Source organism: Streptomyces sp. R-74717 (assembly GCF_047305335.1).
GTDB classification, from domain to species: Bacteria; Actinomycetota; Actinomycetes; order Streptomycetales; family Streptomycetaceae; genus Streptomyces; species Streptomyces atratus.
Map to the genome: position 1 here is coordinate 8,552,420 of NZ_CP102361.1, position 12,994 is coordinate 8,565,413.

At 70.5% G+C, this 12,994-nt stretch carries 2 protein-coding genes; both read right to left on the reverse strand.

Going from position 1 to position 12,994, the window contains the following annotated elements; all coding sequences use genetic code 11:
- Positions 1-110: 110 nt before the first annotated feature.
- Positions 111-11,348 (reverse strand): type I polyketide synthase, encoded by an 11,238-nt coding sequence (locus NRF20_RS39220; RefSeq protein WP_413754105.1) that lies wholly within the window; start codon positions 11,346-11,348, stop codon positions 111-113.
- Positions 11,349-11,441: 93 nt separating this feature from the next.
- The gene (locus NRF20_RS39225; RefSeq protein ID WP_413754655.1) at positions 11,442-12,797 is read right to left on the reverse strand and encodes a methylaspartate mutase; all 1,356 of its coding nucleotides are present in this window, start codon (positions 12,795-12,797) and stop codon (positions 11,442-11,444) included.
- Positions 12,798-12,994: the final 197 nt, after the last annotated feature.

The window sequence follows — 12,994 nt, forward strand, 5'->3', positions numbered from 1 at the left end:
GTGCTCCGTCCCCTCGTCCGGACAGTGCCCCGTCCCCGTCGACCCCGGTGGAACCGGAGACGACGGGGACGGCAGGGACGGCGGAACCGGCGGGGCCGGAGCCCGCTCGGTCATTCAGGCTGTTCGGAGTCGCTGCGCTCGAACGCCTCGCGTACGAGGTCGTCGATGTCCATCGCCAGGATCGCGTCGCTCTGGTCGCCGTCGCTCTGGTCGCCTTCGGCCTCGGCATTCCGGTGCGCCGCTTTTGCACTCTGTGCCGGGAGCCCGGACGGGGCCAGCGCCAGCAGTGCGTTCAGCAGGCCGGCTTCCCTGATACGGGCCAGCGGCACCGAGCCGAGCACCCGGCGCAGCGTGTCCTCGTCCTCGTTGTCCTCGTTCCCGTCCGCTGCGGGCACCTGCTGCTGCGCCCGGATCTCCTCGATCTCCGGCAGCAGTTCCTCCAGCAGGTACCTCGCCAGGGTCTGGGGCGTCGGGTAGTCGAAGACCAGCGTGGCGGACAGGCGCTGACCGGTGGTCTTCTTCAGCCTGTTGCGTAGCTCCACCGCGGTGAGCGAGTCGAATCCGGACTCCTGGAACGACCGCGCCGGGTCGAGCGACGAGGCGTCGGCGTACCCGAGCACCGCGGCCACCTCGACGCAGATCATGTCCTCCAGCAGGAGGCGGCGCTCGTCGTCGGCGAGCGGTGCCAGCCGCTGCTCCAGCGAGGAGGGATCAACGGTGGTGGTGTGGGTGGTGGTGTGTGCGGTGGGGCGGGTGGGTGTTGTGGGGTGGAGGGTGTGGAGGAGGTGTTGGGTGGGGTGGTGGGGGTTGAGTTTGATGGGGAGGAGGGTGGGGTGGTTGGTGGTGAGGGCGGTGTCGAAGTGGGTGAGGTTTTGGGTGGTGGTGAGGGGGAGGAGGGGGCCGTTGTTCATGCGGTTGAGGTTGGTTTGGGTGAGGTGTGTGGCCATGCCGTGGTTGGTGTTCCAGAGTCCCCAGGCGAGGGAGTGTGCGGGTTGGTTTTGGGTGTGGCGGTGGGTGGCGAGGGCGTCGAGGAAGGCGTTGGCGGCGGCGTAGTTGGCTTGTCCTGCGCCGTCGAGGGTGGCGGCTGCGCTGGAGTAGAGGATGAAGTGGGTGAGGTTGAGGTGTTGGGTGGTGTGGTGGAGGTGCCAGGCGGCGTCTGCTTTGGGGGTGAGGGTGGTGTTGAGGTGGTGGGGGGTTTGGTTGGTGAGGGTGGCGTCGTTGAGGGTTCCTGCGGTGTGGATGATGCCTTTGAGGTGGGGGGTGTTGTTGATGAGTTGGGTGAGTTGGGTGGGGTTGCTGACGTCGCAGGTGGTGAGGGTGATGTGGGCGCCGAGTTGGGTGAGGTGTTGGGTGAGTTGGGTGGCGTTTGGTGCGTGGGGTCCTTGTCGGCTGGCGAGGGTGAGGTTTTTGATGTGGTGGTGGGTGATGAGGTGTGCGGCGATGAGGGTGGCGAGTCCGCCGGTGCCGCCGGTGATGAGGAGGGTGTCTTCGGGGCCCCAGTCCTCGAAACCGGTGAGGGCGGGTGAGCCGGCGGTCGTCACATCGGGTGCGACGCGTCCCAGCCGGGCCGCGGACACACCGTCCGACTGGACCGAAACCTGCGGCTCACCACTGGCGACCGCGGCCGGGAAGTGACGGGCCGAGGCCTCGTCGCCGTCCCAGCGGGCCAGTACGAAGCAGCCCGGATTCTCCTCCTGGGCCGACCTGACCAGACCCCCCACCGCCGCATTGATCAGGCTTCCCGGGCCGTCCGTGTCCTGAGTCACGACGACCAGCCGCGAGGACGACAGCCGCTCCTGCGCCAGCCACTGCTGCAGAGTGCCCAGCACATCGCCGAGGACCTCACGAAGCCGCTCCGGCATCGTCGTCCTGCCGTCCGGGTCCGTGGCGTCGAACTCGACGACCGGGCACGGCAGCAGCACCACCGGTGGCACCGCATCGCCGAGCGAAGCCAGGTCCGGGTACGAAGTCAGGCCTGCCCAGGCCCACTTGTCAGCCTCCGGACCGAGCACCGCCCAACCGGTGCCGGTACCCGCGCTCGCGCCTTCCGTCGGGATCGGGGTCCACTCCACGTGGTACAGCGGCAGCGAACCGCCGCGCGCCGTCGCAATCTGCTCGGCAGACACCGGCCGGGCGACCATCGAGCGGATGGTTGCCACCGGTGCTCCGGCCGCGTCGGCCAGGTCCAGCGACGTCGTGTCCGCACTGCCGTCGACCGCCGCGACCCGGATCCGCAGTGCGGTCGCCCCCGAGGCGTGCAGCGACACGTCGCTCCACGCGAACGGCAGGGCCGCGCCGCGTCCGAGCTGCCGGCTGTCGCCGCCCACCAGCTCGGTGGCGTGGAGTGCGGCGTCGAGGAGGGCCGGGTGGAGACCGAACGCACCCGCGTCGCCGTGCGCCTCTTCGGGCAGGGCAACTTCGGCGAAGACGTCACCGTCGCGGCGCCAGGCGGCGCGCAGGCCCCGGAACACCGGGCCGTACTCCAGCCCGTCGGCGGCCAGCGTCGAGTAGAGCTCACTCACATCGACGGGGGTGGCGCCCTCGGGCGGCCATACGCTCAGATCGGCCCCGGAGCGGGACGCGCTCGTGCCGACGGCGAGCAGACCGCTGGCGTGCCGGGTCCAGGCGTCGGCAGAGGCCGCGTCCTGGACTCGCGAGTACACGTTGACCGGCCGCCGTGCGGACTCGTCGGGCTCACCCACGGACACCCGGAGGTCGCAGGCGCCCTGCGGCGGAAGGACGAGCGGCACTTCGAGGGTGAGCTCTTCCAGCAGGCCGCAACCCACCTGGTCGCCCGCCCGCAGGGCGAGTTCGACGCAAGCGGTGCCGGGCAGGAGGGTGGTGCCCATGACGGCGTGGCCGGCGAGCCACGGGTGGGTTTGGAGACCGATGCGTCCCGTCAGGACCACCGCGCTCGACTCCGGCAGCGTGATGGCGGCGCCGAGCAGCGGGTGCTGCGCGGGAGCGAGGCCGGCGGCGGACACGTCGGCCTGCTCGGCCACCGCGTTGATCCAGTAGTGCTGGTGTTGGAAGGGGTAGGTGGGGAGGTCGACGGGGCGGGCGGGGCGGCCGGTGTGCAGGGCGGGCCAGTTGACGGTGTGGCCGGTGGTCCAGAGGCGGGCCAGGGCGGTGAGGGTTTCGGCCTCCTCGGGGCGGTTGCGGCGCAGGAGCGGGATGAATGTGGCCGAGGTGTCGTCGGGGAGGGCGTCGGGGGCCATGGCGGTGAGGACCGCGTCGGGGCCGATTTCGAGGTAGGTGGTGATGCCTTCGGTGGCCAGGGCGCGTATGCCGTCGTTGAAGCGGACGGCTTCGCGGACGTGGGTCACCCAGTAGTCGGGTGAGGTGAGTTCCCCTGCCGTGGCGGTGCGTCCGGTGACGTTCGAGACGACCGGGATACGGGGCTCGCTGTGGGCGAGGCCCGACACCACCGTGCGGAACTCGTCCAGCATCGGGTCCATCAGCGGGGAGTGGAAGGCGTGTGAGACCTTCAGGTACGAGGTCTTGCCGCCCTGCGCCCGTACTGCCTCCACGACCTTCTCGACGGAGGCTGCCGTGCCGGAGACCACGATCGCGCGGGGTCCGTTGACGGCGGCGATGGCCGCGTCCTCGACTCCGTCGAGGACGGTGAGGATCTCGTCCTCGGTGGCCTGGATGGCCGCCATCACCCCGCCGTCGGGCAGCGCCTGCATCAGGCGGCCGCGCGCCGCGACCAGAGCAGACGCGTCGGCCAGCGAGAACACTCCGGCCGCGTGCGCCGCGCTGATCTCGCCGATGGAGTGCCCGGCCAGCAGATCGGGGCGTACCCCCAGCGACTCCACCAGCCGGAACAGCGCCGTCCCGATGGCGAACAGGGCGGGCTGGGCGTACTCCGTACGGTCCAGCAGCACCGCCAGGTCCGAACCCTCCTGAGCGAAGAGCACGTCCCTCAAAGGCCGTTCCAGCAGCGGGTCGAGGTGTGCGCACACCTCGTCCAGGGCTGCCGCGAACACCGGGAAGACCTCGGCCAGTTCACGTCCCATCCCGGTTCGCTGCGCGCCCTGTCCGGTGAACAGGAACGCCAGCCGCCCCTCAACCTGCGTGCCCAGTACGGTCCCTGCAGCTTCCTCGCCGACCGCGAGTGTCCGCAGTCCGGCGAGCAGCTCATCGCGTCCGGCACCGGTGATGACCGCGCGGCGTTCCAGCTGCGCGCGGGTCGTGGCCAGTGCGAGCCCGACATCCACTGGCTCGGGGGCGTCCGTCCCCTCCAGCAGGTCCAGCAGACCGGCTGCCTGTGCCCGCAGTGCGCCATCGGTCCGGGCACTGAACACCAGCGGCAGCACCGGCACCTCGGCATCCCGAGGTTCCGCCGCCGTCTCCTCCTGCGGTGCCTCTTCGATGATCACGTGGGTGTTGGTGCCGCTGATCCCGAACGACGAGACGCCCGCCCTTCGCGGCCCCTCGCTCTCCCAGGCCACCGCCTCGGTGAGTAGTTCCACCTGTCCGGCCGTCCAGTCCACCTTCGATGACGGCTTGTCCACGTGCAGGGTCTTGGGCAGTATGCCGTTGCGCATCGCCATGACCATCTTGATGATTCCGGCCACGCCCGCGGCGGCTTGGGTGTGTCCCAGGTTCGACTTGATGGAGCCGAGCCGCAGGGGGCTTTCGGCGGGGCGGTTCTGGCCGTAGGTGGCGAGGAGTGCTTGTGCCTCGATGGGGTCGCCGAGGACGGTGCCGGTGCCGTGTGCTTCGACGGCGTGGATGTCGGTGGGGTTGAGGCGGGCGTTGCGGAGGGCTTGGTGGATGACGCGTTGTTGTGAGGGGCCGTTGGGTGCGGTGAGGCCGTTGCTTGCGCCGTCTTGGTTGACGGCGCTGCCTCGTACGACTGCCAGTACGCGGTGTCCGTTGCGCTGGGCGTCGGAGAGCCGCTCGACCAGCAGCATGCCGACACCCTCGCCCCAGCCGGTGCCGTCGGCCGAATCGGAGAAAGAACGGATGCGGCCGTCGCGCGCCAGACCGCGCTGCCTGCTGAAGTCGATGAAGGTGTCAGGCGTGGACATCACGGTCGCGCCGCCGGCCAGGGCGAGCGAGCATTCGCCGTTGCGCAGCGCCTGCACCGCGAGGTGCAGTGCGACCAGCGACGACGAGCACGCGGTGTCCACCGTCACCGCGGGGCCTTCGAGGCCGAGGGTGTAGGAGATGCGGCCGGAGGCGACGCTGCCGAGGCTGCCGTTGCCGAGGTAGGTGTCGACGCCTTCGGGGAGTGGGGAGTTGCCGAGGCGGGAGGCGTAGTCGTGGTACATGATGCCGGCGAAGACGCCGGTGCGGCTGCCGCGCAGGGTGTGGGGGTCGAGTCCGGCGCGTTCGAGTGCTTCCCAGGATGCTTCCAGGAGCAGGCGTTGCTGGGGGTCGGTGGCCAGTGCTTCGCGGGGGGAGATCCCGAAGAACTCGGCATCGAAGTCCGCCGCGTCGTGCAGGAAACCGCCCTCACGCGAGTAGGTCTTGCCGGACTTGCCGGGCTCCGGGTCATAGATGTCGTCGACGTTCCAGCCGCGGTCTTCGGGGAAGGGCGAAATGCCGTCGCGTCCTTCGGCGAGCAACTCCCACAGGTCTTCGGGGGTGTTGACGCCGCCGGGGAAGCGGCAGCTCATGCCGACGATGGCGATGGGCTCGTCGGGGGCCGCACCGGACGGGATGACCGGGGTCGCGGTCGAGGCCGGGGCCGCGCCGAAGAGCTTGTCGCCCAGGTACTCGGCGAGTGCCTGCGGTGTCGGGTAGTCGAAGACGAGAGTCGCGGGCAGCCGCAGGGCGGTCGCCTTGTTCAGCCTGTTGCGCAGTTCCACGGCGGAGAGGGAGTCGAAACCGACCTCGGTGAACGCGCGCCGGGCGTCGACCGCGCTCGCGCTGTCGTGGTGCAGCACCCCGGCGACGTGCGTGCGTACGAGGTCCAGCAGGGCGCGCTCGCGCTCCGTCGCGTCCAGGCGGTGCAGCCGGGTGGCGACTTCGGAGCCGGTGGTGGTGTGGGTGGTGGTGTGTGCGGTGGGGCGGGTGGGTGTTGTGGGGTGGAGGGTGTGGAGGAGGTGTTGGGTGGGGTGGTGGGGGTTGAGTTTGATGGGGAGGAGGGTGGGGTGGTTGGTGGTGGTGAGGGCGGTGTCGAAGTGGGTGAGGTTTTGGGTGGTGGTGAGGGGGAGGAGGGGGCCGTTGTTCATGCGGTTGAGGTTGGTTTGGGTGAGGTGTGTGGCCATGCCGTGGTTGGTGTTCCAGAGTCCCCAGGCGAGGGAGTGTGCGGGTTGGTTTTGGGTGTGGCGGTGGGTGGCGAGGGCGTCGAGGAAGGCGTTGGCGGCGGCGTAGTTGGCTTGTCCTGCGCCGTCGAGGGTGGCGGCTGCGCTGGAGTAGAGGATGAAGTGGGTGAGGTTGAGGTGTTGGGTGGTGTGGTGGAGGTGCCAGGCGGCGTCTGCTTTGGGGGTGAGGGTGGTGTTGAGGTGGTGGGGGGTTTGGTTGGTGAGGGTGGCGTCGTTGAGGGTTCCTGCGGTGTGGATGATGCCTTTGAGGTGGGGGGTGTTGTTGATGAGTTGGGTGAGTTGGGTGGGGTTGCTGACGTCGCAGGTGGTGAGGGTGATGTGGGCGCCGAGTTGGGTGAGGTGTTGGGTGAGTTGGGTGGCGTTTGGTGCGTGGGGTCCTTGTCGGCTGGCGAGGGTGAGGTTTTTGATGTGGTGGTGGGTGATGAGGTGTGCGGCGATGAGGGTGGCGAGTCCGCCGGTGCCGCCGGTGATGAGGAGGGTGTCTTCGGGGCCCCAGTCCTCGAAACCGGTGAGGGCGGGGGTGGTTGAGGTGTCGGGGTGGGGTGTGGTGGCTCGTACGAGGCGGGGTGCGTAGGTTTCGCCGTTGCGCAGGGCCAGTTCCGGCTCACCTCCCGACAGAACTGCGGCGAGCCGGGGGAGCGGAGGCTGTGTGCCGTCCCAGTCCAACAGGGTGAAACGGTCCGGGTGTTCGGCCTGCGCGGAACGCACCAGACCCCACACGGCCGCACCCGCGAGGTCCACCGGTTCATCGAGCCCGTCACGGGGGCCGACCGCGCCCCGGGTCACCACCACCAACTGGGAGGATGAGAACCGCTCGTCGGCCAGCCACCCCTGAAGTGCTGTCAGCACACCGCCGGTGGCTTCGCGCAGCCGCTCCGGCATGTCGGCGGCGTCCGGCCCTTCCGGGCAGGTCAGTACGACGACATCGGGCACCGCGCCGGCCCCCGCGGCGAGGGCTGCCAGGTCGGTGTGGTTCGTGGCGCCGGTCCACTCCCACTGTGTCGCCCGCTCGCCGAGCGTCGCCCAGCTCGTAACGCCAGGGTCCGTCTGGTCCGCGGCGACAGGCAGCGTGTTCCATTCCACGACGTAGAGCGGCGTGTCGGCGCCGTCGCGGGCCGCCGCGATCTGATCGGCCGACACGGGACGCATGGCCAACTGCTCTACCACAGCGACCGGTTGGCCCGTCGGGTCGGCGAGGTGGAGACGTACGCCGTCGTTGCCCGCCGGGGTGATGCGCACGCGCAGGGAGGTCGCGCCTGTCGCGTAGACGCAGACGCCGCTCCACGCGAAAGGCAGGGCCGTCTGCCGAGCGCCCTCAGGATCTTCGCTCTTGCCGAGGTCCGTGGCGTGGAGTGCGGCGTCGAGTAGGGCCGGGTGGAGTCCGAACGCACCGGCGTCGCTGTGTGCCTCTTCGGGGAGAGCCACTTCGGCGAAGATTTCGCTGCCCTGCTGCCAAGCGGCCTTGAGCCCCTGGAAGTAGGGGCCGTAGTGGTAGCCCTGGGCGGCGAGCTGTTCGTACGTGTCGTGGAGGGGGATGGGCCTGGCGCCCGGCGGCGGCCAGCTGGCCAGGGCGAATCCGGCGCCGGGCGCGGGGAGTTCAGAACTGAGGCTGCCCGTGGCGTGGAGGGTCCAGGGTGTCGCGTCCGCGGCGCCGTGGGGGCGGGAGTGGATAGTGAGGGTGTGGTCGGGGGCGTTGGTCTGGATGCGCAGATCGGTGTGCTGGTCGGGGTGGAGTGCGAGGGGCGCGTGGAGGGTGAGTTCTTCGAGGTGGGGAGTGTGGGTGTGGTGGCCGGCGTGGAGGGCGAGCTCGACGAAGGCGGTGCCGGGCAGGAGGGTGGTGCCCATGACGGCGTGGTCGGCCAGCCAGGCGTGACTCTGCGTGCTGATGCGTCCGGTGAGGACGGTGGTGTCGGTGCCAGGGGCGGTGATGAGGGCGCCGAGCAGCGGGTGGTCCGCGGGGGACTGGCCCAGGGTGGTGACGTCGCCGGTGTCAGGGACGGCGTCCAGCCAATAGCGCCGGCGTTGGAAGGGGTAGGTGGGGAGGTTGACGGGGCGGGTCGGGTTGCCGGTGTGGAGGGCGCTCCAGTGGACGGGGTGACCGCCGGTCCACAGCCGGGCCAGGGCGGTGAGGGTTTCTGGCTGCTCGGGGCGGTTGCGGCGCAGCAGCGGGACGAACACCGCCGTGGAGTCGTCGGGCAGGGCGCCAGGGGCCATGGCGGTGAGGACGGCGTCCGGGCCGACCTCGAGGAACGTCGTCACACCCTCGCCGGCCAGGGCCCGCATCCCGTCCGCGAACCGGACCGCTTCGCGAACATGCGACACCCAGTACTCGGGGGACGTGAGCTCTCCCGACTTGGCGGTGCGTCCGGTCACGTTGGAGACGACCGGGATACGGGGCTCGGTGTAGTCCAGCACCCGGGCGATCTGCCGGAACTCGTCGAGCATCGGGTCCATCAGGGGTGAGTGGAAGGCGTGCGAGACCTTCAGCCGGGATGTCTTGCCGCCCTGCGCCCGTACCGCCTCCACCACCCTCTCCACGGAGGCCGTAGCCCCGGAAACCACCACCGCGCGCGGCCCGTTGACCGCCGCGACCGTGGCGTCCCCGACCCCGTCGAGCAGCGCGCGGACCTCCTCCTCGGTGGCCTGCACGGCCGCCATCACCCCGCCCTCGGGCAGCGCCTGCATCAGCCGGCCACGCGCCGCGACCAGCGCACACGCGTCCGCCAACGAGAACACTCCGGCCGCGTGCGCCGCACCGATCTCACCGATCGAATGCCCGGCCAGCACATCGGGCCGCACACCCCACGACTCCACCAGCCGGAACAGCGCCGTCTCCACCGCGAACAGCGCCGGCTGCGCGTACTCCGTACGATCCAGCAGCGCAGCCTCCGCCGACCCCACCTCAGCGAACAGCACATCCCTCAAAGGCCGTTCGAGCTGAAGGTCGAGATGACCGCACGCCTCGTCCAGCGCATTCGCGAACACCGGGAAGAAGGCGGCCAGTTCACGGCCCATACCGACCCGCTGCGCACCCTGCCCCGTGAACAGGAACGCCAGTCGACCGTCAACCACGTTTCCCCGCACGACCTCTGACGTGCCCTCACTGCCTTCGGCCAGTGCTCGTAGCCCTGCGATCAGCTCGTCGCGCCCGGCGCCCGTCACCACCGCACGGTGGTCCAGTTCCGCCCGCGTCGTCGCCAGCGCGACACCCACATCCACCGGATCCGGAGCATCCACACGCTCCATCAGGCCCAACAGCCCCGCCGCCTGCGCGCTGAGCGCGTCGCTCGTACGGGCGCTGAGAACCAGCGGCAGCGCTGCCGGGTCCGTGGAGTCCTGACGCTCCGGGGTCTGCGCCGCCTGCTCCTGCGGTGCCTCTTCGATGATCACGTGCGCGTTCGTACCGCTGATGCCGAACGCGGAGATGCCCGCCCGGCGCGGCCGTCCGTCCGGGGCGTCCCACGGCATGGCCTCGGTGAGCAGTTCCACCTCACCTGCCGACCAGTCGACGTGATGGCTCGGAGCATCCACGTGCAGCGTCTTGGGCAGCATGCCGTACTGCATGGCCAGCACCATTTTGATCACGCTGGCCGCGCCGCCGGCGGCCTGCGTGTGCCCGAGGTTGGACTTGGCCGAGCCGAGTCGCAACGGCCGGTCGGCGGACCGTTCCTGACCGTACGTCGCCAGGATCGCCTGGGCCTCGATCGGGTCGCCGAGCTTCGTTCCCGTACCGTGCGCGTCGACCGCGTCCACATCGGCCGGGCCCAGTCCCGCGTTGGCCAGGGCCTGCAGGATCAGCCGCTGCTGCGACGGGCCGTTCGGCGCGGTGAGGCCGTTGCTGGCGCCGTCCTGGTTGACCGCGCTGCCGCGCAGTACTGCCATCACCCGGTGACCGTTGCGCCGTGCGTCCGACAGGCGCTCCACCACGAACACGCCGGCGCCCTCGGCGAATCCGGTGCCGTCCGCGGCTTCGGCGAAGGCCTTGCAGCGGCCGTCGGCCGCAAGACCGCGCTGCCGGCTGAACGCGGTGAACATGCCGGGGCTGCCCATGACGGCGACGCCGCCGACCAGGGCGAGTGAGCACTCGCCGTTGCGCAGCGACTGGGCCGCCAGGTGCATGGAGACCAGCGAGCCTGAGCATGCCGTGTCCACCGTCACGGCCGGGCCTTCCAGACCCAGGGTGTACGAGACGCGGCCGGACGCGACGCTGGGCGCGTTGCCGGTCATCAGGTAGCCGTCGAGGCCCAGCGGGGCCTGGTGCACCCGGGTGCCGTACTCATGCACCTCGGCGCCGAAGAAGACACCGGTCCGGCTGCCCCGGAGTGAGGCCGGGTTGATCCCGGCGCGCTCCAGTGCTTCCCAGGAGGTTTCCAGGATCAGGCGTTGCTGCGGGTCCATCGCCAGCGCCTCGCGGGGGCTGATCTTGAAGAAGTCAGCGTCGAAATCGGCCGCGTTCGCCAGAAAGCCGCCCTTGTCGACGTACGACTTGCCGGGCTGGTCCGGGTCCGGGTCGAACATGCCGGGAACGTCCCAGCCGCGGTCGGTGGGGAAGTCCGAGAGTACCTCACGGCCCTCGGCCATCAACGCCCAGAATTCCTCGGGAGAGTTGACACCGCCGGGGTAGTGGCAGCCGATGCCGATGATCGCGATGGGGTCGTCGTCGTCCCCCGATGTCTGCCGGACGGCCGCGTCGACGGGCTCGGGGGTCAGGCCGAGGGCCTTGGTGCGTACGAAGCGGCTCAGTTCGACCGGGGTGGGGTGGTCGTAGACCGCTGTGATGGGCAGTTCCAGACCGGTGGCCGCGGACAGCCGGGTGTGCAGGTCCACTGCCGCCAGCGAGTCGAAACCCAGCTCCAGGAACGGGCGTGCGGTGTCCACCGCGTCCTTCGTTTCCGGACGGGCCCGGCGCAGCGCGGCGACGGTCTGCTCGTGCACGATCTCCAGTACGGCGCGTTCCTGCTCGGCCGCGGTCAGCCCCGTGAGCCGCCGCACCAGAGCGGACTGTGGCGCCTCCGGCCTGCTCCTCGGCTTGCCACCGGACTCGGAAAGAACGTTCTCAGACTCGGTCATTCGGTGCACTCCAAAAAGAATTCCGCGGGCGAGGAACAAAGCGGGGAGGGACGGACGGGGAAGGACGGGGGCACGGGCCGGACCGGCGGGCGGTCAGGACAGCGGCCGGTCCCCGTACAGGAACGGCTGGTCGTAGCTGCGCTGCACGAAGGACAGCGCTTCGAGCAGGTCCGAGGAGGTGACGGGACGGGCCCGGCGGCCGCCCACCAGGCCGGCAAGGGGCAGCGATCCGGTGTCGGCCCAGCGCAGCCAGCCGTCGCCGTCGATGTGGCTGCGACTGCGGCCGGCGTTGTCCGGATGCAGGCAGTAGGGAATGTCCAGGTAACCGCGCTTGAACGCGAGCAGCAGGGCGTGGCCCAGGTCCGGGTGGCTGTTCAGCACCGCGTCGACGAGCGAGCGCGCCTCGGCGTACGTCTGCGAATCCTGCGTCGCGGCTTCCGCGGCCGCGGTGGCCGTGGCGGCCGGCGCCCCTGGGCCTTTGGTGGCTCCGGCCGTCCGGGCCACCCGGTCGGCGTGCTCCAGCGCGGCCACGTTCTCCGCGATGGTGGGGATGCGGCGGGACTCGGCGACGGTCTTGACGATCAGCCGTTCCGAGCCGGTGCTGACCGCGAGTTCGGCGGCCTGCCCGAGCAGCCGGTAGCAGCCCTCGGGCGTCGTGGGATACACACCCATGTAGGCGTAGATCACTACGTGCCAGTCGGCGTCCGGCAGCAGCTCCGCGCACAGCCTGCGGAGCGCGAGCACCGCCTCGCGGTCCTGCGCGCCATTGGTCTGCTGGGCGTAGCTGACGGACAGGTCGCCGATCCCGAGACGGTGGAAGAACAGTGCCTCCAGGACGCTGACGGCGACAAGCATGCTCGGCGGGCACAGCTGGCCCAGCATGCAGCCGCCGAAGGTCTCCATGTGGGGATTGGCGCCCCACTCGCGAAGCTGTGCGAACAGGGTGCCGCTGCGCTCCCAGTTGTGCATCGACTCGTCGAGCGGGGTACGGCCGTACGGCAGGCAGTATGAGACCGGGCCGCCCTCGGTGGCGCTGAGCCCGGCCCGCATCAGGGCGACGAAGATGTCGAACGGCACCGCGGAGCCGTGCCTGACCTGCACCGGGAAGTCGTCGGAGCGCACGTTGCGCAGTACCGAACGGGTGGTCTCGACGTCGTAACTGACAATGGGGAAGCCGTTGAGGCCGATGCCTTCCCGCAGCGCCGTCTCGATCGCGGCGAGGTCCCCGACCCGGGTGTAGCTGTCCAGGGTGAGGGTGCCGACGGTGGTGGCGTCGGCACGCCGGGTGGCGAGCAGCCCTTCGCGCATGGTCGCTGGGTCGCCGAACCCCATGCGGGGCTGCACGACGAGTCGGCCGGCCCGGCGCGAGCGGCGCACGAACGCGCCGAAGTCGCCGACCGGGGAATCCGGAGCGCCGACCGCCCGCACGGCCGAACCGGGCGGGTCCACGGGCCGGGTGCGCGCCGGGATGACGCCGGGCACGGACGTACCCCCCGTGCTGCCGGCGACAGCACGGACTGCCGGGCCCCCGCCGGACACGGAACCGCTTGCCGGGGAGCCACCCTGCGGGACAACGCTCGTTGGGGCTCCGTCCAACGGGACGTTCCCGGACACGGCGCCGTCCAGCGTGGCACCGCCGGGCGTGC